This window comes from Pontibacter sp. E15-1 (genome assembly GCF_022601975.1).
In the GTDB taxonomy this organism is placed as follows: domain Bacteria; phylum Bacteroidota; class Bacteroidia; order Cytophagales; family Hymenobacteraceae; genus Pontibacter.
This window is the reverse complement of sequence record NZ_JAKVIR010000003.1, coordinates 139,858-166,594: the sequence shown is the minus strand read 5'-3', so window position 1 is coordinate 166,594 and position 26,737 is coordinate 139,858. Positions and strand designations below refer to the sequence as shown.

Annotated in this window: 24 protein-coding genes and 1 riboswitch; of the genes, 11 read left to right on the top strand and 13 right to left on the bottom strand. The window is 51.9% G+C overall.

Annotated features, from left to right (window positions below):
- The first annotated feature begins 50 nt into the window (after nt 1–50).
- Together hemW and MKJ04_RS03380 are read left to right on the top strand one after the other, a co-directional pair.
- On the top strand, nt 51–1,178 hold the full coding sequence (gene hemW / locus MKJ04_RS03385; RefSeq protein ID WP_241639403.1) for a radical SAM family heme chaperone HemW: 1,128 nt from the start codon (nt 51–53) through the stop codon (nt 1,176–1,178).
- 214 nt (nt 1,179–1,392) lie between these two features.
- Nucleotides 1,393–2,247 (top strand): DUF3575 domain-containing protein, encoded by an 855-nt coding sequence (locus tag MKJ04_RS03380; RefSeq protein ID WP_241639402.1) that lies wholly within the window; start codon nt 1,393–1,395, stop codon nt 2,245–2,247.
- Nucleotides 2,248–2,380: 133 nt separating this feature from the next.
- Here MKJ04_RS03380 and metF read toward each other — a convergent pair whose 3' ends face one another.
- The 4 genes from metF to rplU form a co-directional block, all read right to left on the bottom strand.
- Nucleotides 2,381–3,334, bottom strand: a complete 954-nt coding sequence (gene metF / locus MKJ04_RS03375) for a methylenetetrahydrofolate reductase [NAD(P)H] (protein ID WP_241639400.1) — start codon at nt 3,332–3,334, stop codon at nt 2,381–2,383.
- Between the two features lie 327 nt (nt 3,335–3,661).
- Nucleotides 3,662–7,390: a methionine synthase gene (metH, locus tag MKJ04_RS03370; RefSeq protein WP_241639397.1), complete on the bottom strand. Its 3,729-nt coding sequence runs from the start codon at nt 7,388–7,390 to the stop codon at nt 3,662–3,664.
- A gap of 60 nt (nt 7,391–7,450) precedes the next feature.
- Nucleotides 7,451–7,557, bottom strand: a riboswitch (SAM riboswitch).
- Between the two features lie 331 nt (nt 7,558–7,888).
- Complete coding sequence (rpmA, locus tag MKJ04_RS03365; protein ID WP_241639394.1) at nt 7,889–8,158, bottom strand: 50S ribosomal protein L27; 270 nt, start codon at nt 8,156–8,158, stop codon at nt 7,889–7,891.
- A 72-nt stretch (nt 8,159–8,230) separates the two neighbouring features.
- Nucleotides 8,231–8,539, bottom strand: coding sequence for a 50S ribosomal protein L21 (gene rplU, locus MKJ04_RS03360; RefSeq protein ID WP_241639524.1), 309 nt, complete (start codon nt 8,537–8,539; stop codon nt 8,231–8,233).
- A gap of 633 nt (nt 8,540–9,172) precedes the next feature.
- Here rplU and MKJ04_RS03355 point away from each other — a divergent pair.
- From MKJ04_RS03355 to MKJ04_RS03345, 3 genes are all read left to right on the top strand, one after another.
- On the top strand, nt 9,173–10,141 hold the full coding sequence (locus tag MKJ04_RS03355; protein ID WP_241639391.1) for a ribonucleoside-diphosphate reductase small subunit: 969 nt from the start codon (nt 9,173–9,175) through the stop codon (nt 10,139–10,141).
- Nucleotides 10,142–10,501: 360 nt separating this feature from the next.
- Nucleotides 10,502–12,883, top strand: a complete 2,382-nt coding sequence (locus MKJ04_RS03350; protein WP_241639388.1) for a ribonucleoside-diphosphate reductase subunit alpha — start codon at nt 10,502–10,504, stop codon at nt 12,881–12,883.
- Between the two features lie 31 nt (nt 12,884–12,914).
- Nucleotides 12,915–14,582, top strand: a complete 1,668-nt coding sequence (locus tag MKJ04_RS03345; RefSeq protein WP_241639385.1) for an ATP-binding protein — start codon at nt 12,915–12,917, stop codon at nt 14,580–14,582.
- Between the two features lie 591 nt (nt 14,583–15,173).
- On the opposite strand, the gene MKJ04_RS03340 is transcribed toward MKJ04_RS03345, so the two are convergent.
- The 3 genes from MKJ04_RS03340 to MKJ04_RS03330 all read right to left on the bottom strand — a co-directional run bounded on the left by MKJ04_RS03340 (nt 15,174) and on the right by MKJ04_RS03330 (nt 18,788).
- Nucleotides 15,174–15,578: a hypothetical protein gene (locus MKJ04_RS03340; RefSeq protein ID WP_241639383.1), complete on the bottom strand. Its 405-nt coding sequence runs from the start codon at nt 15,576–15,578 to the stop codon at nt 15,174–15,176.
- 694 nt (nt 15,579–16,272) lie between these two features.
- Entirely contained in the window at nt 16,273–16,914 is a 642-nt protein-coding gene (locus MKJ04_RS03335) for an OmpA family protein (RefSeq protein ID WP_241639381.1), read from the bottom strand.
- Between the two features lie 137 nt (nt 16,915–17,051).
- The gene (locus tag MKJ04_RS03330; protein ID WP_241639378.1) at nt 17,052–18,788 is read right to left on the bottom strand and encodes a T9SS type A sorting domain-containing protein; all 1,737 of its coding nucleotides are present in this window, start codon (nt 18,786–18,788) and stop codon (nt 17,052–17,054) included.
- Between the two features lie 595 nt (nt 18,789–19,383).
- Between MKJ04_RS03330 and MKJ04_RS03325 the strand changes: the two genes are divergently transcribed.
- Nucleotides 19,384–19,770, top strand: a complete 387-nt coding sequence (locus MKJ04_RS03325; protein WP_241639375.1) for an Hsp20/alpha crystallin family protein — start codon at nt 19,384–19,386, stop codon at nt 19,768–19,770.
- A 119-nt stretch (nt 19,771–19,889) separates the two neighbouring features.
- Here the strand turns inward: MKJ04_RS03325 and MKJ04_RS03320 are convergent, their stop codons facing one another.
- On the bottom strand, nt 19,890–20,060 hold the full coding sequence (locus MKJ04_RS03320; RefSeq protein ID WP_241639373.1) for a hypothetical protein: 171 nt from the start codon (nt 20,058–20,060) through the stop codon (nt 19,890–19,892).
- A gap of 165 nt (nt 20,061–20,225) precedes the next feature.
- Between MKJ04_RS03320 and MKJ04_RS03315 the strand changes: the two genes are divergently transcribed.
- From MKJ04_RS03315 to MKJ04_RS03295, 5 genes are all read left to right on the top strand, one after another.
- On the top strand, nt 20,226–20,789 hold the full coding sequence (locus tag MKJ04_RS03315; RefSeq protein ID WP_241639370.1) for a GNAT family N-acetyltransferase: 564 nt from the start codon (nt 20,226–20,228) through the stop codon (nt 20,787–20,789).
- Nucleotides 20,790–20,792: 3 nt separating this feature from the next.
- Nucleotides 20,793–21,101, top strand: a complete 309-nt coding sequence (locus MKJ04_RS03310; protein WP_241639367.1) for a hypothetical protein — start codon at nt 20,793–20,795, stop codon at nt 21,099–21,101.
- Between the two features lie 53 nt (nt 21,102–21,154).
- Nucleotides 21,155–21,898 carry a hypothetical protein gene (locus tag MKJ04_RS03305; protein ID WP_241639365.1) on the top strand — a complete coding sequence of 248 codons (744 nt, stop codon included), beginning with the start codon at nt 21,155–21,157 and terminating at the stop codon, nt 21,896–21,898.
- Nucleotides 21,899–22,066: 168 nt separating this feature from the next.
- Nucleotides 22,067–22,459 (top strand): septal ring lytic transglycosylase RlpA family protein, encoded by a 393-nt coding sequence (locus MKJ04_RS03300; RefSeq protein WP_317246697.1) that lies wholly within the window; start codon nt 22,067–22,069, stop codon nt 22,457–22,459.
- A 169-nt stretch (nt 22,460–22,628) separates the two neighbouring features.
- Entirely contained in the window at nt 22,629–22,952 is a 324-nt protein-coding gene (locus tag MKJ04_RS03295) for a hypothetical protein (RefSeq protein ID WP_241639362.1), read from the top strand.
- Between the two features lie 139 nt (nt 22,953–23,091).
- Here the strand turns inward: MKJ04_RS03295 and MKJ04_RS03290 are convergent, their stop codons facing one another.
- The 5 genes from MKJ04_RS03290 to nadC all read right to left on the bottom strand — a co-directional run bounded on the left by MKJ04_RS03290 (nt 23,092) and on the right by nadC (nt 26,702).
- Nucleotides 23,092–23,844 (bottom strand): ZIP family metal transporter, encoded by a 753-nt coding sequence (locus MKJ04_RS03290; RefSeq protein WP_241639359.1) that lies wholly within the window; start codon nt 23,842–23,844, stop codon nt 23,092–23,094.
- 6 nt (nt 23,845–23,850) lie between these two features.
- Entirely contained in the window at nt 23,851–24,588 is a 738-nt protein-coding gene (locus MKJ04_RS03285; protein ID WP_241639357.1) for an SAM-dependent methyltransferase, read from the bottom strand.
- A gap of 172 nt (nt 24,589–24,760) precedes the next feature.
- A complete protein-coding gene (locus MKJ04_RS03280; RefSeq protein ID WP_241639354.1) occupies nt 24,761–25,045 on the bottom strand; it encodes a hypothetical protein in 285 nt (94 codons plus the stop codon).
- 69 nt (nt 25,046–25,114) lie between these two features.
- Complete coding sequence (locus MKJ04_RS03275) at nt 25,115–25,741, bottom strand: hypothetical protein (RefSeq protein WP_241639351.1); 627 nt, start codon at nt 25,739–25,741, stop codon at nt 25,115–25,117.
- A 103-nt stretch (nt 25,742–25,844) separates the two neighbouring features.
- Nucleotides 25,845–26,702 (bottom strand): carboxylating nicotinate-nucleotide diphosphorylase, encoded by an 858-nt coding sequence (nadC, locus tag MKJ04_RS03270; protein WP_241639348.1) that lies wholly within the window; start codon nt 26,700–26,702, stop codon nt 25,845–25,847.
- Nucleotides 26,703–26,737: the final 35 nt, after the last annotated feature.

The following is a 26,737-nucleotide window of genomic DNA, read 5'->3' as shown; positions in this document are numbered from 1 at the left end:
AACAATCAAATCTTGTCCCTTTAACCATCCTACAATTTAGCAATTAAACCTTGTCCGGCATATACCTCCACATTCCGTTCTGCAAACAAGCCTGCCACTACTGCGATTTCCATTTCAGCACCTCGATGGGCCTGAAAGAGCAGACGGTGCAGGCCATTGCCCGTGAGCTGGAGTTGCGCCATCAGTACCTGCGGGGGCAGCCGGTGCATACCATCTACTTCGGCGGCGGCACGCCCTCGCTGCTTAGCCAGCAGGAACTGCAACTGCTGCTGGAAACAGCAAAGCGGCTGTTTATAGTTTCGGAGGATGCTGAAATCACGCTGGAGGCAAACCCCGACGACCTGACCCCAGCCAAGTTGCAGGAGCTGAAAGCCGCCGGTATAAACCGCCTAAGCATCGGGTTGCAGTCGTTCCATGGGCCGCACCTGCAGCTGATGAACCGCGCCCACAGCGCCACAGAGAGCCTGCAGTGCGTGAAAGACGCGCAGGCCGCCGGTTTCCACAACATCACCGTGGACCTTATCTATGGCATACCGGCACCGGACCACCAGGTATGGCAGCGCGACCTGGAGACGCTGTTTGCGCTGGGCGTGCCGCACGCGTCCTGCTATGCCCTCACTGTTGAGCCTGCCACAGTTCTGGGCCGCTGGAGCAAGCAGGGAACGTTCACCCCCGCCGAGGATGACTTTACCGCCCGGCAGTTTGAGATCCTGCTCGGGCAAATGGCCCGGCACGGGTATGTGCAGTATGAGATTTCAAACTTTTGCCTGCCCGGCCACGAGTCGAGGCACAACAGCAACTACTGGCGCGGGGTGCATTACCTGGGCGTTGGCCCCAGCGCCCACTCCTTCAACGGCGTATCGCGGCAGTATAATGTGGCGCACAACAGGAAGTATACAGACGCCCTTGCCCTGGGCCAGATTCCCTTTGAAATAGAGACGCTCTCCCTGGCAGACCAGGCCAACGATTACCTGCTCACCAGCCTGCGCACCATCTGGGGCTGCGACCTGCAGCGGATCAGCACCGCGTATGGCTACGATTTCAGGGTGACGCACGCAGGTTACCTACAAGAGCTACAGGAAAAGGGATTGGCACACATGGCGGAGGAGGTGCTATACCTGACGGATGCGGGCAAACTGCTGGCCGACCAGATCACGCTGGAGCTTTTTATAGCCTAGCGTTAGCTGTTGTGCTATATCGGGTGAGAAAAGCAGAATCACCTCTTTACCATGTGCAATACCGCTCTATTGCCAGATATTTATATATACTTTTCTGATGTTTCACTAATCTGCTGCTCTACTGACATTTACACAGTGTGTTGCTAAAATACTCAGTTATAGGTATTTCAAGTGTAGAAGAAAAATCCCATTTTTGTGTACTTACTGCTACGATATGAAAAAATACGCTACACTGATTGTACTCTTCACCGTTTTCCATGCGTTTGCGCATGCAGCGCCACTGCCCGGAGGGGGCGGCAAAACGGAGCCCGGCGCCCTAAAAGCGCTCTCGGCCTACAATACAATGGCAAAGAAAGAGCGGCCAGATGAAGTTTTCAGGAAGAACATCATCAAGATCAACCTTTCCTCGCTGGCCCTGGACAATTACAGCCTGAGTTACGAGCGCTCGCTGTCGCGTAAAATCACGGCTGTGGCGGGGTATAGCTTCATCCCGAAAACGGATGTCGCCTCCATCTACCTGGTCGACAAGGTACTAAAGAAGTATACCACCATCAGCGACGAGACCATGGATGAACTGGAGGCTGCCACGCTGGCCAACAAGGCCTATACCGGCGAGCTCAGGCTTTACACCGGCAGAAATGCAGGGGCTCGGGGTTTTTACGTGTCGCTGTATGGCCGCTACATGGACCTGGACGCAACGTATACCCACGAGTACGAGATAGACGGCAAGTCCTACATCCTTCCGGTTGCCGGCAATGTGGAGGGGCTTGGGGGCGGCTTGATGTTTGGCGCACAGTGGCTGATCGCCAGGCGCCTTACCTTCGACTGGTATGTAATCGGGGCCCATTATGGCAGACTGAATGTGAATGCCTCGGCCGTAACAGACCTGAGCACCATGACGCCGCAGGAGCAAAGAGAGCTGGAGGAAGACATTGAGTCTGTGAACGACCAGCTGGATGGAAGGGCGGAAATAAAGGCGACCGTGACGGACGAGGGGGTCAGCATCAAAGGGAACGCGCCCTTTGCGGGCATCCGGGGGCTGGGCTTTAGCCTGGGCATTGCCTTCTAGGTGCCGGGAAAAGCTCAGAGTACGTTTAAAAAATTCATCTTTGGGAAACGAAATTTAAACATCCTCTCCATAAAAAAGTCCGTGGCCAGCATGTATGGCCACGGACTTTTTTATTATACCCAGCCCAGACGTGCTAAAACAACGCCTCGGCCACTTTTCTAACGGAGCCAGACTTACCCATGGAGTAGTAGTGCAGGCAAGGCACGCCAAATTCCATCAGTTCTTTCGACTGCTTTATTGCCCATTCCACCCCTACCTGCGCCGCCGCTTTGTTGTCGTGGCAGGCCTCCACCGCGTCTGCCAGGTCCGTGGGGATGTCGATGTGGAAGATGCTGGGGAGTATGGTGAGCTGCGATTTGGTTGTGAGCGGTTTAAGGCCCGGTATAATCGGCACATGTATACCCTCCTGGCGGCACAGTCGCACAAAATCGAAGTACTTCTGGTTGTCGAAAAACATCTGCGTCACGACGTAACTCGCACCCATGTCTATTTTTTTCTTCAGCCAGCGCAGGTCGGCTTTCATGTTTGGCGCTTCCGAGTGCTTCTCCGGATAACCGGCCACCCCGATGCAAAAGTCTGTGCCGTTGGTGTTGAGCTGCTCGTCGTCCAGGTAACACCCGTTGTTCATACCTACCACCTGCTCTATCAGCTCAGTGGCATAGTGGTGGCCACCCAATTCAGGCACAAACCGCGACTCGTTTTTCACGCAGTCGCCGCGCAGCACCAGCACGTTGTCGATGCCCAGGAAGTGCAGGTCGATCAGGGCGTTCTCCGTCTCCTCCTTATTAAAGCCCCCGCAAATCAGGTGCGGCACCGTGTCTACTTTGTAGTGGTTCTGGATGGCGGCGCATATCCCCACCGTGCCGGGGCGCTTGCGCGTGCTGATTTTCTCCAGCAGGCCGTTTTCGCGCTGCTTATACATATACTCTTCCCGATGGTAGGTCACGTCGATAAACGGCGGCTTGAACTCCATCAGCGGGTCGATGTGGTTGTAAAGGGTATGCAGGTTCTCGCCCTTCAGTGGGGGCAGTATCTCGAACGTGAACTGTGTTTTCTCAGCGTTCTGGAAGTGTTCCGTTATTTTCATCTATTCTCGGGTGATGCTATTTTAATTGTTAAATGGCTGAATTGTTAGATTGTTGGTTCACAACTCCGGGTCCAATTACCCCCTAACCCCTCTCCCGAAACAAGTCCGGGATCTTCGACTTGTCTAAGGCGGGGAACTCTGTCACTACACCTGCTATAGCTTACTCTTAATAGCCCAAGGCTCTTTTTTTCAAACGCCTCAGAAAATAAATATCAGGAAGACAGTTTTTATTGTAAAACCTAAAGAAACAGTAGCAGCCGACTCCCCGCCTTAGACAAGTCGAAGATCCCGGACTTGTTTCGGGAGAGGGGCAGGGGTGGTTGGATATTACACCGATACCTGCTGCGCCACTGGCGTAGGCTCATAGTTCAGGTTGGGCGAGAGCCAGCGCTCCAGTGCCTCGAGTGGCATGTCTTTGCGCTGCGCGATATCGGCCACCTGGTCTTCGCCGATCTTGCCCAGTCCGAAGTAGCGCGACTCCGGGTGCGAGAAATACAACCCGCTCACGGCCGCCGTCGGGTACATGGCCAGATTCTCCGTCAGGATAACGCCGGTTTCCTCTTCGGCATGCAGCAGGTTAAAGAGCGTGATTTTTTCGGTATGGTCGGGGCAGCCAGGATAGCCCGGCGCAGGCCGTATACCCTCATACTGCTCTTTGATCAGGCCCTCGTTGTCCAACTGCTCCTGCGGCGCGTAGCCCCACAGCTCTTTGCGCACTTTGGCGTGCATCAGCTCGGCAAAGGCCTCGGCCAGGCGATCAGCGAGGGCTTTCACCATAATAGAGCGGTAGTCGTCGTGGTCTGCCTCGTACTTGTCCACCAGTTTCTCGATGCCGAAGCCTGTGGATACCACAAAACCTCCGATATAGTCGGGTATGCCGGTTTCCTTTGGCGCGATAAAGTCTGAGAAGGCCATGTTGGGCACGTTTGCGCCCTTCTTGCCCTGCTGCCGCAGGGTATGGAACTCGGTCAGCACGTTTCCACGTGAATCATCGGCGTATACCTCAATGGTGTCGTCGGCCTCCACGTTGGCTGGGTAAAACCCGACGATGGCGCGGGCCTCCAGCAGTTGCTTTTCCACAATCTCCTGCAGCATTTCCTGGGCGTCGGCAAACAGCTTGCGGGCCTCCTCGCCCAGCACCGCATCCTGCAGTATCTTCGGATACTGCCGCTTCAGCTCCCAGGTATGGAAAAACGGTGTCCAGTCGATGTATGGCACGATCTCGGCCAGCGGGTAGTTCCTGAAAACCTTATTGCCGATAAAGCTTGGCCTGGTTGGCTGCGAGGCCGCCCAGTCTACCTTAAACTTGTTGGCGCGCGCTTCCGCAATGGTGGCGAACGCGCGGTCTTTGGTGCGGTTCAGGTGGTCTTCGCGCAGCTTGGCGTAATCTGCCTTTATACCGGCAACATAGGCCTCGCTGTCGCTTCCCAGCAGGCTGCTCACCACGGTCACGCTGCGCGAGGCGTCGTGCACATGCACCACTGGCCCGCTGTACTGCGGCGCTATCTTCACGGCGGTATGGATTCTGGAGGTCGTGGCCCCGCCGATGAGCAACGGGATCTTCAGGCCGCGGCGCTCCATTTCCTGGGCCACGTATACCATCTCGTCCAGTGAGGGCGTAATCAGGCCGCTCAGGCCGATGATGTCCACCTGCTGTGCCTCGGCCTCCGAGAGGATCTTGTCCAGCGACACCATCACGCCCAGGTCTATCACCTCGTAGTTGTTGCAGGCCAGCACCACGCCCACAATGTTTTTGCCGATGTCGTGCACATCACCCTTCACGGTTGCCATCAGGATGGTGCCGGCAGTTGACTTGGATGTATCGGAGGCGAGCTTTTCCTTCTCCATATAAGGCAGCAGGTAGGCCACCGATTTTTTCATCACGCGGGCGCTTTTCACCACCTGCGGCAGGAACATTTTGCCTGCCCCAAACAAGTCGCCCACCACCGACATACCTGCCATCAGGGGCCCTTCGATCACCTCCAGCGTTTTGGTGGCTTTCTGACGGGCTTCTTCGGTATCCTGCTCTATAAACTCTACAATGCCTTTTACCAGTGCATGCTTCAGGCGTTCTTCCACTGGGGCCTCGCGCCAGCTGTTGTCGGCCTGTGCGGCCCCTTTGCCTTTGCCTTTCACCGTTTCGGCGTAGGTTACCAGCTTCTCGGTGGCATCGGGGTGGCGGTTGAAGATCACGTCCTCAATCAGGTCGCGCAATTCTGCGGGTATCTCATCGTACACACCCATCATACCGGCGTTCACAATGCCCATATCCATACCTGCCTGCACGGCATAGTACAGAAACACGGTATGCATCGCCTCGCGCACGGCGTCGTTGCCCCGGAACGAGAACGACAGGTTGCTCACGCCGCCGCTCACCAGTGCGTGCGGCAGGTTCGCCTTGATCCACTTCACCGACTCCAGGTACTCCACCGCGTAGTTGCTGTGCTCTTCTATACCCGTGGCGATAGCCAGGATGTTGGGGTCGAAGATGATGTCCTGCGCCGGGAAGCCCACTTCCTCCGTCAGGATGCGGTAGGCACGGCTACATATCTCGATTCTGCGGGCCAGCGTGTCGGCCTGTCCTTCCTCATCAAAGGCCATCACCACCACGGCCGCACCATACTGCCGCACCTTGCGGGCCTGCAGCTTAAAGTTCTCCTCGCCTTCTTTCAGGCTGATGGAGTTAACGATGGACTTGCCCTGCACACATTTTAGCCCAGACTCGATCACGCTCCACTTTGAGGAGTCGATCATCAGGGGCAGTTTGGAGATCTCAGGCTCCGAGGCAATCAGGTTCAGGAAGTTGGCCATGGCCTCTTCCGAGTCCAGCATACCCTCATCCATGTTCACGTCGATGATCTGCGCGCCGCCCTCTACCTGCTGCTGTGCCACAGAGAGCGCCTCCTCAAACTTGCCTTCTATAATCAGGCGCGCGAATTTCTTGGAGCCGGTCACGTTGGTGCGCTCACCCGCATTCACAAATAGCGTATCGGGGGTGACGGTGAGCGGCTCGAGGCCGCTGAAGCGCGGAAGTGGGGCGATTTGGGACGGGGTGCGGGGCTGGTACTGCTGCACCAGGTCAGCGATTACCTTCACGTGCATCGGCGTGGTGCCACAACAGCCGCCCAGCACGTTCACCAGGCCCTCGCTCAGGTATTCTTCAACGATAGCGCCCATCTCCTGGGCCGTTTCATCGTAGCCGCCAAAGGCGTTCGGCAAACCGGCGTTCGGGTAGGCGCTGATGTAGGCGTTGGAAATGCGCGACAGTTCCTGGATGTGCGTTTTGAGTTGGCGCGCTCCCAGGGCGCAGTTAAAGCCGATGCTCAGGATGGGCGCGTGGGAAATGGAGTTCCAGAAGGCTTCCACCGTCTGCCCGGACAAGGTGCGGCCGCTGGCGTCGGTAATCGTGCCCGATACCATGATCGGGAGTTGCTTGCCGCCGTCCTGCACAAACTGGTCTATCGCGAAGAGGCAGGCCTTGCAGTTCAGGGTGTCAAACACCGTCTCGACCAGCAGCAGATCAGCGCCGCCGTCCACCAGGCCGCGCACCTGCTCATAATAAGCCTCCACCAGTTGGTCGAAAGTGATGGCGCGGTAGCCGGGATTGTTCACATCCGGAGAGAGGGAGGCCGTGCGGTTGGTCGGGCCGATGGCTCCGGCCACGAAGCGCGGTCGGTTTGGCACTTTCGCCTCCATCTCGTCTGCCGCCTCGCGGGCCAACCTTGCCGACTCATAGTTCAACTCATACACCAGTTCCTCAAGGTGGTAGTCGGCCATAGCGATGCTGGTGCCGCTGAAGGTGTTCGTCTCCACAATGTCGGCCCCAGCCTCCAGGTACTCGGCATGTATGGCTTTGATGATGTCGGGGCGGGTAATAGAAAGCAGGTCGTTATTGCCTTTCAGGTCGCTGGGGTGGTTTTTGAAACGCTCGCCCCGGAAGTCTGCCTCTGAAAGTTGGTACCGCTGAATCATGGTGCCCATGGCGCCATCCAGCACGAGCACGCGCTCCTGCAGCAGTTTATGTATGGGGTGGTTTGTCATGGTCGGTGTCTTCATTCTTCTCGAAAGTCTCTCTGTAGTTAGGCTTATCAAGAAGGACACCTGGGGAGGGGTACATTCTTATCTTTTCCGGCACAATGCGTCCGGAAGGGAATTAGCACCAAGCTTTTACATGGTTGCTAAGACGTCGTAGGGCCCTGTCCCTCGGTCTTTCTTGATAAGAAGTTGCAAATTAACACTATATCCGCAGAAAAACGAATTTTGTTGCTATAAAAAGGAAAGGGCCGCGCGTAGCCAGACAATAGACAGAAGGCTCTTGATGGGATAACGTTGATTCTGTCCGCTGCGGCCGTGCCTGCCAAGTCCAGCCATCGCTAAACAACCCTCCTGTTGCAGCAGGAAAAGAGCAAAGCCGGAGGTCTGATTGCTCTCCATGCAAGTACTCCTGACAATACATACAGGGTAGCGACTTATACTGAATTGATGGTACAAAAAAAGAGGGTTACCGTGCGGTAACCCTCTTTTTGCGCGCCTGCCGAAGCAGCCGGAAGTCGCTTAGGCTTCTGCCTCTACCTTAGGTAGTACAGAAACGTAAGAACGGTTCTTCTTGCCTTTTCTGAAAGATACAACGCCATCAGTAAGTGCAAACAGCGTATGGTCTTTCCCCATACCTACGTTTGCGCTTGGATGGTGGGCAGTGCCCCTCTGTCTTACAATGATGTTACCAGCGATGATGGCCTGGCCACCGTAGATTTTAACACCAAGTCGTTTGGAATGCGACTCGCGGCCGTTGTTAGAACTACCTGCTCCTTTTTTGTGTGCCATTTTTTTAAATTTAATCCGGGTTAGTAGTGACTCCAGCCCGGAACGATTTCACGTTTAATTTCCTCTTACTGCTTATCCAATGCTCTCGATCAGGACTTTAGTGAAGTGCTGGCGGTGGCCGTTCTTCTTCTTATATCCCTTTCTTCTCTTCTTTTTGAAAACGATCACTTTGTCGCCTTTCACGTTGCCAAGGATTTTTCCAACCACTTTGACACCGCTCACGAAAGGAGCACCCAAGGTAATAGTTCCGTTATCATCAGTAAGAAGAACATTGGCGAACTCAACGGCGTCACCATCATTGCCGGAAAGCTTGTTTGCGTAGATGAACATGCCGCTCTCTACTTTGGTCTGTTGACCTGCGATTTCTACAATTGCGTACATCAGCTTCAATGTATATTTAAAAGTTTAGTGCGCAAAGGTACGGACCTTATTTTATATATGCAATGCCCTCTGGCACAATTTGTTCATGCCTTGCACACAACCTACACACCCAGCTGTGGATAACCGTGTGCATATCTACACACGCGTTTTGACATTTTGCGGAAAATCTCTTTAAACAGCTAAAAGGCAGCCACTTAACACCCAAACCCGGATGCCAGGTTTTCCACAAATTGCACTCTTTTGGCGTCACCCCGTATCCGGCTGCTACTCAGATGTGTTGCCGCCCTTCGTCGGCCAAAACTTACTCGCAGCCCACTGCTCCGCAGCCGCTAACATAAGGGCATCAACCCCCTAAATAGCTGTTATATACATACATTCCAATATTTTAGCGCAATTATATAGGTTATCCACGGTGTGGATAAGTATGTGCATTACCCCCGAAAATAGCCATTCCCACCGCCTGGGAGGGTGTGCATAAATTGAACAACTTTAGCCCCGATTTTCAAGTTCAATTCTATATATTTGAACTCCTGATGACGTTGCCAACGCTGGGCCAAGATCCTTGAACATAATCGGCCATCAGGAGTTGTGAGAGCAAACGCTCTGAACCAAACCCTTTACAACACATAATGTATGAATGATATGGAGCCAATACTGAAAGAGAATCCTAACCGCTTCGTCTTGTTTCCGATCCAGAATGATGAGGTGTGGCAAATGTATAAGCAGGCTGAGGCCAGCTTCTGGACAGCCGAGGAGATTGACCTGAGCCAGGACCTGAAGGACTGGGAGAACCTGAACGACGGCGAGCGCCACTTCATCAGCCACGTGCTGGCCTTCTTCGCGGCCTCAGACGGCATCGTGAACGAGAACCTGGCCGTGAACTTCATGAACGAGGTGCAGATACCGGAGGCGCGCTGCTTTTATGGCTTCCAGATCATGATGGAGAACATCCACTCCGAAACCTATTCGCTGCTGATCGACACGTATGTGAAGAACCAAAGCGAGAAAGACCACCTGTTTAACGCGCTGGAGACGGTGCCGGCGGTGGCTAAAAAGGGAGAGTGGGCCCTGAAATGGATTGAGAGCGAGCAGTTTGCCGAGCGCCTGATCGCGTTTGCGGCCGTGGAGGGAATATTCTTCTCCGGTTCCTTCTGCTCTATCTTCTGGATGAAGAAGCGTGGCCTGATGCCGGGCCTGACCTTCTCCAACGAGCTTATCAGCCGCGACGAGGGCCTGCATTGCGACTTTGCCTGCCTACTCTATAGGATGATGGTAAACAAACTACCGGAAGCGCGCGTGCAGGAGATCATCCGCGACGCGGTGAGTATTGAGCAGGAGTTCGTGACAGATGCCCTGCCTGTAGACCTGATCGGGATGAACGCCAAGCTAATGAGCCAGTACATTGAGTTTGTGGCTGACCGCCTGCTGGTTGAGCTGGGCTGCAAAAAGATTTACAACTCGACCAACCCATTCGACTTTATGGAGATGATCTCGCTGCAGGGCAAGACTAACTTCTTTGAGAAGCGCGTGGGCGAATACCAGAAAGCCGGCGTTGGCGGCGACAAAGACAAAAAGGTGTTCTCTCTGGACGAGGACTTTTAATATATAGTGCGTTTTAGTAATTTTAGGAAGCCAAAGGGAAAAGCGTTTCTTCCTTCTCCCTCCCAAACAATACATTGCACGCATACCGCTTACCGGGGATCCGGGCGGCCATGGCAGGCCCGGATCATACCCAACCCCACGACGTGCCATTTGCAGGGCATTTCTACTCCGCTATATAGCAAAGGCATTTCGCTTAACCTATAAGTAATTGTATTCCAACGCCATACATGGCTTCTTGCGTATGGTTCGGATGTATAGCGCATGAGCAAAAAACCTGGCAGCCGCAACGGCAGCTGCTTTATCCTATACCTGTACCTAATTAATAACCCGGGCCTTTAGACCCCGCTAATTGTATACGCTATGTTAGTAGTTAAACGTGACGGCAGACGCGAATCCGTTAAATTCGATAAAATCACGGCGCGCATCGAGAAACTGTGCTATGGCTTGCACATGGAGTATGTGTCGCCGATTGAGGTGGCCAAGAAAGTGATTGACGGCATTTATGATGGCGTGACCACGGTAGAGCTGGATAACCTGGCTGCCGAGACGGCGGCCTCCCTGACGACCAAGCACCCGGACTATGCGGTGCTGGCGGCACGCATCGCCATCTCTAACCTGCACAAGGTCACCAGCAAGTCGTTCTCCAACACCATGAAGCGCCTCTATACCTACGAGGACCCGAAAACGGGCGAGAACGCCTCTCTCATCGCCAAGGATGTGTATGAGATTGTGCGCAAGCACGCCGCCCTGCTCGACTCGACCATCATCTACGACCGCGATTACAACTACGATTACTTCGGCTACAAGACACTGGAGCGCTCCTACCTGCTTCGCCTGGATGGCAAGATAGTGGAGCGCCCGCAGCATATGTTGATGCGTGTTGCCGTGGGTATACATAAGGATGACATCGAATCTGCCATTGAAACTTACAACCTGATGTCAGAGAAGTGGTTTACCCACGCCACGCCAACATTGTTCAACGCCGGCACACCCAAGCCGCAGCTCTCGTCGTGCTTCCTGCTCACGATGAAGGACGACAGCATACCCGGCATCTACGACACGCTGAAGCAGTGCGCGCAGATCTCGCAGAGCGCCGGCGGCATCGGCCTGAGCATCCATAACGTGCGCGCCACGGGCTCTTATATAAAAGGCACCAACGGCACCTCCAACGGTATCATCCCGATGCTGAAGGTGTTTAACGACACAGCCCGCTACGTGGACCAGGGAGGCGGCAAGCGCAAGGGTGCTTTCGCGATTTACCTGGAGCCATGGCACGCGGATATCTTCGACTTCCTCGACCTGAAGAAAAACCACGGCAAGGAAGAGAACCGCGCCCGTGACCTGTTCTACGCCCTCTGGACGCCGGACCTGTTTATGAAGCGCGTGGAAGAGAACGGTAGCTGGAGCCTGTTCTGCCCGCACGAGGCACCCGGCCTGGCTGATTGCTGGGGCAAGGACTTCGAGCGCCTCTACGAGAAGTATGAGCGTGAGGGCCGTGCCCGCAAAACCGTGAAGGCGCAGGAGCTTTGGTTCGCTGTGCTGGAGTCGCAGGTGGAGACGGGCACCCCATACATGCTGTATAAAGACCATGCGAACCGCAAGTCTAACCAGCAGAACCTGGGCACCATCAAGAGCTCCAACCTGTGCACCGAGATCATGGAGTACACAGCCGAGGACGAGATAGCGGTTTGTAACCTGGCTTCGCTGGCCTTGCCGCGCTACGTGAAAGAAGAGAACGGCCACAAGGTGTTTGACCACCAGAAGCTGTTTGACGTGACGTACCACGCCACCGTGAACCTGAACAAGGTGATCGACATTAATTATTACCCTGTGGATGAGGCCCGTAACTCTAACCTGCGCCACCGCCCGATCGGGTTGGGCGTGCAGGGCCTGGCCGACACGTTCATCCATCTGCGCATGCCGTTTGAGAGCGACGAGGCCAAAGGCCTGAACAAGGACATTTTCGAGACGGTTTACTTCGCCGCTATGACGGCATCGAAAGACCTTGCCAAGAAAAACGGCGCGTACGAGACCTTTAAAGGCTCTCCGCTGTCGGAAGGCAAGTTCCAGTTCGACCTGTGGGGCATAACGCCAGAGAGCGGCCGTTGGGACTGGGAAGAGCTGCGCCAGGAAGTAGTAACCCACGGTGTACGCAACTCGCTGCTGGTGGCGCCTATGCCTACGGCTTCTACCGCGCAGATTCTGGGCAACAACGAGTCGTTTGAGCCTTATACCTCTAACATCTACCTGCGCCGCGTGCTGTCGGGTGAGTTTATGGTGGTGAACAAGCACCTGCTGAAAGACCTGATCGCGCTCGGCATCTGGAACGACAACATGAAGAACCAGATCATCGCGGCCAACGGCTCGGTGCAGGATATCCCGAACATCCCGCAGCATATCAAGGATCTATATAAAACGGTATGGGAAATCAGCCAGCGCACCGTGATTGACATGAGCGCCGACCGCGGTGCCTATATATGCCAAAGCCAGTCGCTGAACCTGCACGTGCAGAACGTGAACTTCGGCAAGCTGACCTCAATGCACTTCCACGCCTGGAAGATGGGCCTGAAAACAGGTATGTATTACCTGCGCACCAAGGCCGCTGTAGATGCCATCAAGTTCACGGTGGAGAAACAGGCCGCCGAAACCCTCTCGCCGGTCTACAGCTCACAAGACCAAAACCGCAACGATATGAGTTGCTCCCTGGACAACCCAGACGCTTGCGAGGCTTGCGGATCGTAAGGTAGAGATATTAATAATAAAGTATCAACCAATGGAAATCTTAATGGTTGAGGGCAGCACTCTCGATAAGAAAGCTATTGCCTTTTTAGAAAATAAAAATCCAGATTGGCAAGAGCTATCAAAAGACTGCGTTGCCTTTGCAAACTTAAATGGAGGACGAATTGTCATTGGTATTGATGATGAAAAAAACTCGCCTCCATTAAGCCAAACATTATCACCTAGTTACTTAGAATTAATAACTAAAAGAGTATACGAACGGACAACTAATGTTTTTATAGCTCTTGAAATAAAGACAGCTAGTAATGGGGGAGAATATATAGAAATATACGTTGCTCCGAGCAAGCAAACCGTAGCTTGTACGACAGATGGCAAATACTATATAAGATCATCTGATTTTAACAAGCCAATAATGCCAGAGGAGCTTATAAGGCTCCTTTCTGATAAAAACTCGTTTGTTTGGGAAGAGCAAACAACTAAGAAGATTAAGGTTGAAAATGCAGATGAGCTAAAACTGATTCAATTTGCAAACGATATACGGCAGTCAGAAAGAGTTAGTAATTTTGTCAAGTCCAAAACTGACAAGGAAATACTATCCTACTACTTACTTGAAAGGAATGGGCACTTGACTAACTTAGGAATATTGTGGATTGGGCAGCGTGAAGATAGGGCTTCGCTTCTTCATGCTCCGGCAGTTCAATTTATAAAGTATGATGAACATGAAAGGAAAGTTAAAAAGCTTCTTTGGGATGACTATAAGCTTAACCCAAAGGAATTGCTTGAAGCGATTTTAACAGAAATTCCCGATTGGAATGAATCTATTGAAGTATCTGATGGAATATTTAGGAAAAACATTCATAATTATGATAAGGATGTAATAAGAGAATTGGTTGCAAACGCACTTGTGCATCGCTCTTATACAACTAGAGGAGACATTTTCATTAATCTATTTCATGATCGCTTAGAAATTCATAGCCCTGGCACACTTCCACTAGGGGTAACTCCTCAAAATATTATTAGTAAATCGATTCATAGAAATACACATTTAGCAAAACTCTTCTATGATTTAAAAATAATGGAAAAGGAAGGCAGTGGTTATGATAAGGTTTATGAGATACTCGTAAGCCATGGAAAACCCATTCCAAGAGTGGATGACTGCGACGATAGAGTTACTGTTACAATCCAAAAGCGCATTATCAACACAGAAGTTATAAGACTTATGGAGAAAGCTCATGACCAGTTCTATCTAAAGCAAAAAGAAGTTATTAGCTTAGGCATCATCGCTCAACACAGCCTGATCCCTTCTGTAGAACTTGGTAAATTACTTAATATAAAAGACGATTCTAGAGACCTTTCAGCATGGATTGGTCGGCTTGTAGAGCTTGAACTTATACAGTCGCAAGGTAGGAGCAAGGGGACAGAATATTTTATAAACCCAGAGTACTTAAGACGTCTAGGTTATAAAGGCAAAACAAATCTAAAGAAAATAGAGCCTCATCGTCTAAAAGAGTTAATCATTGAGGATATAAAGTTATACCCTAGAAGTAGTATTGGGGAAATAGAATCAAGAATTGGTAAAGAAATAGGTAAAAAGAAAATAGCAAGAGCTTTAGTTGAACTCATTAATGAAGACAGAGTGCAGAAAGAAGGGAAACTAAGATACACCAAATATACGCTAAGCTTTTCACGAAGAACAGAGTAAATAATTGCGTTTAAAAGCTAAAACAAACTATTGTCTGCATCATATTAGCCTTAAGGTACTAATAGAATAGATAATAGTCGTACGCATGCAAATTATTCACATTCTTTATGTTGAAAAAATAATTTTCATGTTTATAACACTCCGAAAAGTAAATAGAGTGTCCTATAGAATACCCCTCAAAAACAGAAATTTTGTAAAGAGCAGGTTATAATAATCTTTAATTCCACCAGTATTTCCCGCCGTTGTTGGTGTTCTCACCAATAACTAAACCCCAGCTACGAAGCAGAACTTTGCCAATCCTATAAAAGTTAAAACTCGCACAAGCAGTATAAGCTATAACCGAAGGCAGCAGGAAGTGGTTTTTAGTGAGGACATCAACAGGCGGAAAAGCACAAATAACTAACATGATCATAGCATCAGTTCACAGACCTCGCGGTGTCCGAAGGTCCCGCGAGCGTCTGACCCTCTAATTCCTATCCACGTAGCAACAGCTTATCCTCCCCAGACACTCACAGGAGCTGCGCACGCTGTGAGGTCTTTGGGGTTGTTTATACTCCTTGATGTATAGGGTAGCTAGCGATACAGTTTTCTTTACAGAGGCTGAATCAGCCAGGCCATTGCCTCCTTTTCGTCTTTAAAGTCGCGGAATGCCAGCTTGGTGTCGGAGTGCAGGCCCTTGTCAATCATTATATCCACCGCTTCGCGGTTTTCCTCGGAGTAGGAGGGGAGGCGCGCCATGCGCAACAGCGAACTGCCTGCCATACGTGGCACATGCACTTCCAGACTCCACTCCATGTCTGCGGGGGCGATGGAGAGCATCAGGCGGTCGTCGGCCAGCCAGCGCGTCAGGTTATAGCGGTCTATTACCTCTAAGCACAACAAAAAGGCCTCGCGTAGTTCAGGGCCCTGCAGATGACCGCGCCAAACAGCCTTCCCCAAATGATTCTCCTGGTCATAGTAAATACTTATAAAGCTGTTCGTAAAGTATGTTTGCATTATGTTTCCCGCTTAAAGCCTTCTGCACACCCAGCATTGTACATGCGGTGAATGAGATGCTTCTGTAATACACCTCCTTTTTTTAGATATCCTAAATTACGTAAAAAGGACACGTAATAATCATATATTTTAAATCAATCTTTATGAAACGTCGAAATCCGGCGATCCGCAAGGAATTCATGCCTATACAGATGCAGGAGAAGGCCACTAAAAAAAAACAGTGTAGCTACATTTAAAGATATTAAAAGATGCAAAGTAAAACTTTTTCTATCGAAATTATAAAAATTATCAAGATTGAGCCCCTCCAAAATTACTGCTCCTGCAGCGTGGCTATGCCAATAGGTGCTGGCTTAGCACGTAGCGCAGCATACTGGTAAAGCGTTGTTTAATTTTTGAGGTGCGCGCACACATGCTGTTACGGGCACATCGAAACGGCAAGGCCCTCACATGAATCAAACACCCACTGTCCCCGTGGAATTTGCCTTGCTATAATCGATGTTACGGGCGACGCATGTACGCGCCTTAGATAAGGGAAGCGGTGTAGCAGAACTTTTGGTAGCGAAGTCTGCTGCCAGCATGCATCCCCCATCCATATGGCTGTGACGGAGTAATGCATAAAAAAAGGGAAGTGGTCTACCTCCCTTTTTCGTTATTCTAAAAACATTTCCCATCATTTATAGATGGCCATACTCGGTTAATTTGTAGCCACTACCACCACTACACGTCGGTTGAGTTGGCGTCCTCGTGCTGTTTCGTTCGTCGCGATAGGGGCAGTTTCGCCCATTGCCTCTATAGAAAGGCGCGAGGCGTCAATTCCACCTTTAGACTGTAGCCAATCCTTTACATTGTTTGCCCGCTCTGCCGACAGCTTCTCGTTATAGGCTTTGCCCGCAATGGCATCGGTATGGCCAAAGACGCGGATGGGCCCGCTATCGCTGATTTCCTTGATAGACTCGGCAATGGCGCTCAACTTCTCGTCGGCCCCGGCACGAAGCGCGGCCTTGTCCAGGTCGAACAGAACGCGTTCATCCATCGAGTAAACGGTATAGCCTTTATCGGCGCTGCGTTTCTCAATGCCGCTGTCTTTCAGTTTCGGGTCTGCCACTACCGGCGCGTCAAAGTCTACGGCTGCCCAAAAGTCTTCGCCCAACACGTTTACCTCCGCGCCATCGGCTTCCAGCTCTCCTTCCTTCCCGAGATCATCATACATCACGGCCGTGTCACCGGATGCCATCTCACGCACGTCCTGCGCATTGTCTACGTCTTTGCTTGTTTCAGAGCAACTCATGGCTAAGCCCGCTGCCAGTACTATAGCTGTAGTAATTCCAGTTTTCATAGTTTCGGTTATTTAGTTATACTCAGGTAATACGAGAGCGCAGGGGCAGCGTTATAGCACGGCTCCCGCAGGCACAGAACAAAAAAGCCCCGCCTGAAAAGGCAAGGGCTTCGCTGCTGACCGTATGGGTCTACATTCTAGTTCTTTACGAATCTTTGTGTTTCGCGCTGCTGGCCATTTGCAACTGTTACAAAATAAACGCCTTTGTTCAGGTGCTGCACTGGCACGACTAGCGCGCGGTCGGCAACATTGGTGTACTGGGCCACTGTTTTGCCCGTTGCGTCCATCACAATAATACTGGTCCGATCGTCTGTGTTCAGGCTTACGGTTACCTCAGCGGAAGCAACTGTGGGGTATACGGTGGCCAGGGCAACGGCTACATCGTTTCTTTTCCCGAACTCCACGGCCACCACGTTAGAGAATGTTGCGGTGCCGTCAAAGTCCACTTGCTGCAGGCGGTAGTAGTTTACCCCGGCAGCAGGGTTTGTGTCTGTAAAGCTGTAGTTAATCTGGCTGCTGCTTGTGCCATTGCCTTTCACCTGGCCTATCTGACGGAAGGCCTTGCCATCCTGGCTGCGCTCTACCACAAACTTCTCGTTATTCTCTTCAGAGGCCGTAGACCAGCCAAGCTTTGCGTTCCCGTTTTGGGCATATGCCTTAAAAAACGCCAGCTCAACAGGCAGTGTGGATATAGCGGCATCGTAAGATCCCCAAGACAGGTCTGTGATGGCAATACCCTGTCTGCCTTTGGCGGCATCCTCGTTGAAGTACCGGATTACAACCTTGTTCACATCGCCCACAAAGCTGATGGTCACGTTGCCCTTCGAGGAGGTAACCTTCGAATCCACGCCGTCTACGTTATCGCCTTTTGCCACAATCAAACCGCTTTTGTATTCGTTGGCTATTCTTGGCAGGATACTGTTCTTCGTAATCGCTACAATCTGCGTTCCATTATACCCAATTACTTGTATTCTGTCTTTGTACTGTCCGGAAGTGCGGTCTACGTCCAGGATATCGAAGGTTAAGCCGGCAACGCTCTGGCTCAACTGTAGGGTTACTTCCGTGCCTGTGTTTGCCGCCGCACCCGTCTGGATCAGGGTAAGGTTATTTTTCTTATGGAAATCCGTTGTTACTGCTGCCGTTTGCAGCGTAATGCCCGTTCCGATCGTAGCTTTTGACCACTGCAACGCAACACCGTCTACTTTGTATGGGTTGCTTGCACCCGAAGAAGTTGTGAAAGGGTCTTCGTTCACAGGTCTGGTGCTCCACTTAAAGGCAGAAGTACCGATCACGGGTGTTCCTCTCAGGATCACATCGTCCATTGCGTAATAGTCAGTGTTGGCGTTGTTTACGCTCACCTTCCAACGCAGGCGCACATTGGGCTGGTTCTCTGCGGCGGCCGGCAACTTGATCACAACACCGTTGTTTACAGTAGTCCAGGCAAAAAACGTTGTGTTGGCGGCATAGCTTCCCACGGCTGTATATGTCACGCCATCCAGGCTATACTCTAAGCTGACAGCTTTGGTGTTGTCGATTTTCTCATAGTTCTTTCCACCCGTGGTGGAGTTGTCCTGCTGGCCTTTTGTTTTTCTCCAGTACTGTGTGCGGTATTCTTTCCACTCAATGCTGATGTTGTTGAGGTTGTAAGTAGAGATCGAGTTGTTTAATACCAACTGGCTTGCCAAGTTGGTTGCCTCCATGTAAGCGCCGGCAGTATACAAGGTGTCTGTAGCAGGAGTGGTGATTGATGAAGTGAAGTTGCCTGTTACCCCCGTCACTGTGTTGTTGAAGTTTTCATGGTAAACTAATACCTGGGCCTTGGCAGCAATGGTAAGAGTTAAAAAGGCGATGAGGAATAGCGTAAAGTTTTTCATAATATCTGTGCTTGATGCTTTACCTATATGAAAGAAGCATGCCATCGCACTGACCCGGCAGCTCACCCGCGCTCAACTCAGCTATCTTAATATATAAATACATGTATAAATAAATTATTGAACATTGTTTATCAGCTATATAGAAGCAGGTAATCCGTCAAAAGAAATATGTTTCAGATTTTAAATAAATATTTTTGGGCCAAATTCATACATAGACAATTTCCCATATATGGAAATTAAGCCCCCTTAAATAGACTATATTCCATATATGGGAAAGCGTACCATTTTATAATTATACCCTTCCTGTGAGTGAATGCCGGGGCTTATACTATAACAAAGAGGAGCAAACGAGACAGCCCAAAAGCACATGCAGCAGAGGTGGCTTTTAGGCAGTGCGTCCCAGGCAAAACATACTAGCATTATTCCTTTATAAAAGAGGCTAAAATCACGACAATTTGTCTCTATTTAATGTTCTCCGAAAGGCAATTCAGGCTATTATGGCAGAAAGAAAGACAGTGTGTAGGTTTGGCTCACTAACGAATAGTTGGCACTGCGTTTGCATTATTCCACATGAACTACGAAAGAGGAGAAGAAGATGAAACTGATAAAAGACAAAGAATTCCTGAAGAATGTAGCGCAGCAAGTTGACCTACTCAACACCTTGGGAGGCGGCGTAAGCGAGACATACATGGACATAAAAAAATATAACAAAGGAGCAGTGATCACTATTTGGGCAGCCACTGTAGACCCCGAGGCATTTAAGATTGTGCTGAACAATAACCAGCTTAGTATCTTCTCGGTGCTGCAGAGCAAAGAGAACCCGGCCATGGCGGCACCCCTGTTTAACCGCACCTTCATGCTACCGCCGCAAGTAAACCTGAGCCGTGTGGAGGCTATATATAAGGAAGGCCGGCTGATGGTGAAACTGCCTTATTATGAGAGCACAGACCAGCCGAGAGAAATTGAAATCAAGCATCAATAAATTAATAAGCTAATCGCTTAAACAAAGAACGGGCTGCCATGTATGGCAGCCCGTTCTTTGTTTAAGTCGTTAATAATCTGTTCAGAAATGCTATACAGCACTATACCTGCCCAGGTTAACTAGGGGCGGGTATTCATCAGTCGGAACGCTTCGGCCCGCGTGATGTCTTTCTCTACAACAAGGGGAGGATCGTTTTCTTTAGCGATCACCAGCTTAAAAGCATTGCTGCCATCCTGATAATAGATCAGGGTTTGCAGGTCCTCATAGCCAACACTAAAAATTTTACGCACTGCTCCCTCCGCGTATATTTTATAATTATCTAATGTTATATTACGTATTGACTTCATATCCCTTCTCTCTTCTGGTATTTTAACGATTCATACCCATGCTTTTGTTTCATAATGCCTTTAAGGTGCAAGAAGATTCTTTGGATAGTAACACTCTTCGGCATCTATATGCACAGTTTACACGCTGCTTTCTACCGCCAGAACCTTATATTTGTGTATACGCAACGCTTTTGCGCATACCCATTTCGGGTGGCGCGCCATACCCCCATTATCATGACACACAAGCCTTCTGCGCTACCTGAGGCGGCCTTTGCCGTACAAGAAATCCGCGGCCTGGAGCCCATGCTGGCCCAGTACCGGCTGGTGCAGCAGCTAAACCCCAGCATGCCCAAGGAGCGCTACAAAGAGCTTTTGCAGCAGATGCTGCCCAGTGGATACCGCATGGTTGGTGCCTTTAACGAGGCAGGTGCCTGCGTGGGGCTCTCCGGCTTCTGGGTGGGCACAAAACTCTATAGCGGCAAATACCTGGAGCCCGACAATTTTGTGGTCGATGCTGCGTACCGCTCTGCGGGTGTGGGCAAGCTGCTCTCTGACTGGATGCTGGAGGAGGCCCAGCGCCTCCACTGCGACACGGTGATGCTGGATGCCTACGTAACCAACGGCCCCGCCCACCGATTCTACTTCCGGGAAGGGTTTCATGTCAAGAGCTTCCACTTTTTCAAGAGCCTGTAAAACATGAGCACAGGCAAATACAACTGGCTACTTTGGCTCTTTTACTTTATGGTGCTGGAGGTCGTGGTTTTCTTTGGGCTCCAGTGGCTCCTGTCCGACGTTGGGCTCAGCAATCAGTACCAGGCTGAAAACACCATTATCCCTAACTGGGTAAAAGCCGTTACATTTATACTGCTTTATCTGCTCTGCCTCCTGTTTGTGGTCATGCTGATCAGCAACACCGTGCCCAGCAAACACCGCAAACACCTGATGCGCTGGGTATACATGGCCCTGGCAGGTATGATCGTGATGGTTTTCCTGCTCTTTTTGTAGCGGCAACACGTGGCAGGCAGTACAATAATTTTGACCAAAAAAAGTTATTAACTATGATGAAGAACAGCATTTTATACCTGCTCATTTGCCTGCTGACAGGCTACAGCAGCCTGGCCCAGACCGGGGAAAGTCGCCCGGGCAGATACTTTTTGCAGCTCCAGAGCGGAGAGGTGATCTATGGCAACCGGATTCAGTACAAATCACCCATCTTCAAGTCGAGTCATTTCCTTGTGGACGACTCGCTGAAGTATAACCCCAGCATGGTGAGCGCCTTCCAAAACGACGAAGGCTTTTTTGCGCGCGTGGAGGCCGGCAACAGCTACGACGACTTTGCCAAGCGCTTATTGGATGGCCCCCGCATCGACAAGTACTATACCAGCCGCACCTCCTACGATTATGGCTACTCGCCTTACAGCTATGGCTACGGAGGCCCGCGCACCAGCCGCAAGCGCATCTACTTTTTCTCCAAAGACAATGGCCCGCTTTACCTCGTGGACTTCCAGAACCTGGAGCAGGCCCTGGCCGACAACCCGTCGAGCGTGGCCCTGCTCAACAGGTATAAAAAAGACAAATGGATAAACACGGGCATCACCATAGTGGGCGGCGGGTTGCTGGCCGCTGGCGCTATATCATCGTTGCGCGGCTCGCAGGACGTAAACAATGGCGGCAGTGTAAGCGTGTCGCCGTTGGTGTATGCGGGCGCAGGCGTGCTGGGGGCGCAGTTTGTGATCAACCTCTTCCAGAAAGACAAGCTGACGCAGGCCATGGAGGTATACAACTACCAACTGAAGCAGTAACCATATTTTATACCGGAAGGCGGGGTTGCACAAAATGCGGCTCCGCCTTCCGGTTTTATACCATTTCTCAATACAGCGCGAAACAAGCGCGGCCACTCCTGACATACCCTCTCCGAAATGCCCCATACCGCTACGTATTCCACCCCTTTTATTTATACCCTTATTTTTTTGGCGAAACGGGCCCTGATGGTCAGCTGCCTGGCCGCTGGCATGAGTGCCTGCGGCAGTGCGGCACCAGCTTTTGGGGAGCGGGGCTATACCGAGTCAGGGAAAGCATCATACTATGCCCGCAAGTTCCAGGGGCGCACGATGGCGAACGGCGAGGCGTACCGTAAGGGCAAACTGACGGCGGCCCACCGCACGTTGCCGCTCGGCACGAAGGTAAGGGTTACCAATACCCGTACCCAGAAGAGCGTGAAAGTGCGGATCACAGACCGGGGGCCGTTCGTAAAAGGGCGCATCGTGGACCTTTCGGAGAAAGCAGCCAGACGGCTCGACTTTATCAAGGCGGGTGTAATTCCGGTGGAGATGAAGGTGCTGAAGCCAGCCCCGGCAAAATAAGCACAAAAACCCAGCTTACCCCCTACAAGTTCGTAGTCAGGTGTTTACACACTGACACAGTATAGCCAGAACCCAACAAATCATCCTATTTATTGCTTGTTTCTTCTAAAAAAAATTAGTACTTTCGGGCATGAAATACCTGTGGCAGCATATACGCGAATTTGTTCCGATGGCAGCAATACTTGCCCTCTGCTTCGTGATTGTGCCTACAGCGCAGGCAGGCAGCCAAAACACAGGCTGCACAATCACCGCCACCGTGCAACAGTCTGCTCCGGGCGAGGCACCTGCCAAGAAGATAAAGCACGTGCGCGCCACCTCAACCAAGCCAGCAAGCAAGTCGGTGCTGGATGCCGAGGTGCTGGATAGCCCTTTCTCTTATTTTAAGAATGCCTTTTTCCCGGAAGAAAAGGAGAATGGTACTGCTTCAGGCCCTGCCGCAGCCCTGATCACCCTCAAGCTCCTTATCGCCACGCTGCTCTCCACCATCATGTAGGCTTCCGCTCCCGCTGATTCTTTTCACACGTTTCGTTTAATTTCTCTCACAAATTGCGCAAATGCGCAAAGCCGCCACTTCATACACAGTTTGGAGGGTTTTAAGCTGCTGTGCCACTCATTGCTGCCGCATACCATACCTAAATAAAGTCGCTGCCGAGGGCCAGGGCCAGCCCGAATAACGTGGCAACCAGCTTTGTGCGGTTGAAGCGGTGGTCGGGGCTTGTCTCAAAAAGAATGGTAGTGGAGATGTGCAGGAAGTTGCCTGCCACCAGGCCGGTCAAGGCAGTGTATACCAGGCCATCAGGCGCCTCTTGGGGCAAGACAACATTGCTGAAGAAAATGCCCAGCGGCGAGCCTGCCGCAAAGATCAGCAGCCATAGAAAAGCCTTCCGGAAATTCTCGAGGCGCGAGAGCAGCACCGACATCAGCGCAAAGGCGGCCGGCACATGATGCAGGCCAACGCCCAGCAGCACCAGGTAAAAGCTGTCGTTGGCGTGCGCGTGCCCCGCATGGGGTTGCCCATACTCCACCAGTATGCTCCCTTCCAGAAACGAATGCACGAAAAGTGAACCCAGCAAGAGGAACGGCATAGAGCCGATGCGCCCGTGATCGTGATGATGGATGTGCCCATGCTCCACACCGTGGGAGAAAAGCTCCAGCACCAACTGCAGGAAAAAGCCCCCCAGCACCCAGTAGCCAACGCCAAAAGACCTGGTGGTGCTGTTTTGCAGCACGTCGGGCAGCAGGTGTATGATGGTGATTGTGAAAAGGTAGGCCCCACTGAACGAAAGCGCGATTTTCAGCCACCTGGTATTGTGCGGCGGAAAGACCTTCACCAGAAAACCTGAAAGCACGACTGTAAAAAACAGGACGAGAATAGCTATGATCATCAGCGATTACTTCTTTAGCACGAAAATCATCCGGTCGCTAGTCTCGCGCACGAAAGGGCGAAGGGTATAATCGCCGAACACATCTACCAGACGCAGTTGCACCATCTTAAAGTAGTCCATAAAATCCTCTTGCCGTAAGGCCCGTACCCGTTCTTCATACTGGCAGTCCCGGCCCTCATCGCTGAAACGGATGGTTTTTACGATGAAGCCATTCTCTACGCCCCGCGTAATCCTAAAGTTGATCCCCCGCACCTCTTTTTCCTCCTCCGCTACAAGATTATCGATAATCTTGTCCGTGTTCATAAAGTCGATCACCAGTTTGCCGCCCGGTTTCAGGCTTTTGGCTGTGGCGGCGAGCGCCACCACGTTTTCCGTCTCATTCTCGAAATACCCGAAGCTGGTGAACAGGTTCAGGACAAAGTCGAAATACTCCGGCCTGTATACCTGCCGCATGTCGTGCAGGGCAAAGTGCAGGCGCGGGGTCGTGAACTGCCGGGCATAGGCGATGCTCTTGGCCGAAAGGTCGATGCCAGTCACGTCATACCCCTTTTGGTTGATGTAGATGGAATGCCGGCCCTGGCCGCAGGCCAGGTCAAGGATGCGCTCATGGGGCTTGGCGTGGAGGTATGCCAGCAGCCGGTCCATAAAGTGCTGCGCTTCCTGCATGTCACGGTTATTGTACAGTATGTGGTAATATGGAGAGTCGAACCAGGTACTGAACCACTCCTCTTCCTGTTGTGCCATGTAGGTATAAAAGCAATTATGTTGCAAATATAGGGGATTTTATCCAGACCGTCCGCCCCGCCAGCCCCGTGCCCCAGCGGCGAAGATGGCGCAATTTGGCGAGCCAGCACAAAAAAGCGCCTGCCGCTGCGATAGTTAAAGCAACGGCAGGCGCTCAAGGGGTTGGGCCAGGCTATTCTTTGGTGGTGCCTAGCACGGTGTTGGTCTCAGTAGACTCTTCCAGGCTGTCGCCTTTTTCGATGGTGTTTCCACCTGCATCGTGGTTCGGCATTACCTCCGCCTCATGCGACTCGTGGTGCACCTCGTTCACTTTTCCGATGTTGTGGGTATTGCGCGTGCCCGGGGGCACCATGTCTACAGACACTTTTGCGTCTGGCCTCATGTCCTTTGGCGTATCGCAGGAAGCTAAAAACAGGCCGCACACAGCGGCAAATACGGCTATTACGTTCTTATTCATTTTAGTGCGTTTTATACTTATTGTAGGCAAACCCTGCATTTCATATGGTATGCCAGGCTTTGTGTATTACTATTTTACGGTATTCCCTGACGCTTGGGTTGTGGCGTTTGTGGGCAAGAGGCTTTTGCGCCGCAAGATACTCTCCATCAGCTTTATGTCGTTTGAACTGTTGAAGATGCGAAACGGGAGGTGAATAAAGATCGGGGTCTCGAAGTTACGGGCCACCCAACCTTTCCAGCCGGTTGGCAACTGGGCATCTGAGGCAGGCTTGAGCCATAGCAGGTACGCATCCGTCTCCGCCTGGGCTTTCCCGATCATATCCCAGTTCAATGCCATACCCTCGCGCTCGTTGCGTTTCATCAGAATCTGGCGGTTATCAATCTCGTAGGTCATCTTCTCGAACAGCGGGTTGCCCTGCTCCATCTGCGTAACGCCCATTACCTGCGCCGAGCGGAGCAGCACAAACAGCAGCGTTACCACCACGGCAGCCACTACCCACCACCACGAAAAGCTGAACACAGCCGGCAACAGCAGCAGCACCAACGGGATGAGCGCATACCACCAGTCGCGGCGCCACACCTTCACGAGGGCCATGCGGGTATACATATTCTTGTCTAACTGGTACTTCTTTGTCCGGATGCCTTGCGGGGATGGCCCTTGTGCGGTCCGGAAACCTTTTTGATTTGGTCGCTGCATATACTCCTTAAAATCGAATCGATGTTTTGTTCCGTTACTGCTCCGCAGGGTGCCTTTATACTACTGTTGCCCTTGCCGATACCGCAAAGGTAACCCGAAATTCTTAAAAAGCTTTCAGGCTGATATCCAAGCTGCTGATAGAGTGCGTGAGCGCCCCCACAGAGATATAGTCGACCCCGCATTCGGCCACGGCCCGTATCGTCTTTTCCGTGATACCGCCCGAGGCCTCGGTTTCATACCTCCCGCCGATTATTTTCACGGCCTCCCGCATCATCTCCGGCGGCATGTTGTCGAGCATAATGCGCTGGATACCGCCTGTTGCCACGGCTTCCTCCACCTCCTGTAGCGTGCGCGTCTCCACCTCAATCTCCAGGTTTTTGCCCTTTTCCTGCAAATAGCGGTGCGTGGCGGTGATGGCCTCGCGTACGCCGCCGGCATAGTCGATGTGGTTGTCCTTGAGCATCACCATGTCGTACAGCCCAAAGCGGTGGTTATAGCCGCCGCCGATCACCACGGCCCATTTCTCCATCATCCGGAAGTTTGGGGTCGTTTTACGGGTATCAAGCAGCTTTGCGCCGGTGCCTTCAATCAGTTGCAGCAGGGAGCGGGTATAGGTGGCGATGCCGCTCATGCGCTGCATGCAGTTCAGGACGAGGCGCTCGGCCGTCAGGATCGACTGCGCCTTGCCGCTCACCGTCAGGCCCACGTCGCCATACTTTACGGGTGTGCCGTCTTGCAGCAGCACCTCTACCTGCAGGCTCGGGTCCACGGCCCGGAAGATATAGGTGGCCAGCTCTACGCCAGCCAGTATGCCGCCTCCCTTAATCAGCAGCCGCGCGCGGTTCTGCGCGTCCGCCGGCACCGCGGCCAGCGAGGAGTGGTCGCCGTCGCCGATATCCTCGGCCAGGGCGCTTGCGATAAACTCGCTGATGCTTTTTTCGGTTAAGTAAGTCGGTTTCACGGTGCAAAAATAAAAAAAGGCCCGGTATATCTACC

What these genes read in the sequence shown, in the direction of transcription:
- metH (WP_241639397.1), bottom strand. Translation starts at nt 7,390, where the DNA reads ATGAAGACACCGACCATGACAAACCACCCCATACATAAACTGCTGCAG.
- MKJ04_RS03315 (WP_241639370.1), top strand. Translation starts at nt 20,226, where the DNA reads ATGCACAGTTTACACGCTGCTTTCTACCGCCAGAACCTTATATTTGTG.
- MKJ04_RS03310 (WP_241639367.1), top strand. Translation starts at nt 20,793, where the DNA reads ATGAGCACAGGCAAATACAACTGGCTACTTTGGCTCTTTTACTTTATG.
- metF (WP_241639400.1), bottom strand. Translation starts at nt 3,334, where the DNA reads ATGAAAATAACGGAACACTTCCAGAACGCTGAGAAAACACAGTTCACG.
- MKJ04_RS03290 (WP_241639359.1), bottom strand. Translation starts at nt 23,844, where the DNA reads ATGATCATAGCTATTCTCGTCCTGTTTTTTACAGTCGTGCTTTCAGGT.
- MKJ04_RS03345 (WP_241639385.1), top strand. Translation starts at nt 12,915, where the DNA reads ATGGAAATCTTAATGGTTGAGGGCAGCACTCTCGATAAGAAAGCTATT.
- MKJ04_RS03350 (WP_241639388.1), top strand. Translation starts at nt 10,502, where the DNA reads ATGTTAGTAGTTAAACGTGACGGCAGACGCGAATCCGTTAAATTCGAT.
- MKJ04_RS03285 (WP_241639357.1), bottom strand. Translation starts at nt 24,588, where the DNA reads ATGGCACAACAGGAAGAGGAGTGGTTCAGTACCTGGTTCGACTCTCCA.
- MKJ04_RS03330 (WP_241639378.1), bottom strand. Translation starts at nt 18,788, where the DNA reads ATGAAAAACTTTACGCTATTCCTCATCGCCTTTTTAACTCTTACCATT.
- MKJ04_RS03340 (WP_241639383.1), bottom strand. Translation starts at nt 15,578, where the DNA reads ATGCAAACATACTTTACGAACAGCTTTATAAGTATTTACTATGACCAG.
- MKJ04_RS03380 (WP_241639402.1), top strand. Translation starts at nt 1,393, where the DNA reads ATGAAAAAATACGCTACACTGATTGTACTCTTCACCGTTTTCCATGCG.
- MKJ04_RS03275 (WP_241639351.1), bottom strand. Translation starts at nt 25,741, where the DNA reads ATGCAGCGACCAAATCAAAAAGGTTTCCGGACCGCACAAGGGCCATCC.
- MKJ04_RS03355 (WP_241639391.1), top strand. Translation starts at nt 9,173, where the DNA reads ATGAATGATATGGAGCCAATACTGAAAGAGAATCCTAACCGCTTCGTC.
- rplU (WP_241639524.1), bottom strand. Translation starts at nt 8,539, where the DNA reads ATGTACGCAATTGTAGAAATCGCAGGTCAACAGACCAAAGTAGAGAGC.
- MKJ04_RS03280 (WP_241639354.1), bottom strand. Translation starts at nt 25,045, where the DNA reads ATGAATAAGAACGTAATAGCCGTATTTGCCGCTGTGTGCGGCCTGTTT.
- MKJ04_RS03325 (WP_241639375.1), top strand. Translation starts at nt 19,384, where the DNA reads ATGAAACTGATAAAAGACAAAGAATTCCTGAAGAATGTAGCGCAGCAA.
- rpmA (WP_241639394.1), bottom strand. Translation starts at nt 8,158, where the DNA reads ATGGCACACAAAAAAGGAGCAGGTAGTTCTAACAACGGCCGCGAGTCG.
- MKJ04_RS03295 (WP_241639362.1), top strand. Translation starts at nt 22,629, where the DNA reads ATGGCAGCAATACTTGCCCTCTGCTTCGTGATTGTGCCTACAGCGCAG.
- MKJ04_RS03305 (WP_241639365.1), top strand. Translation starts at nt 21,155, where the DNA reads ATGATGAAGAACAGCATTTTATACCTGCTCATTTGCCTGCTGACAGGC.
- MKJ04_RS03335 (WP_241639381.1), bottom strand. Translation starts at nt 16,914, where the DNA reads ATGAAAACTGGAATTACTACAGCTATAGTACTGGCAGCGGGCTTAGCC.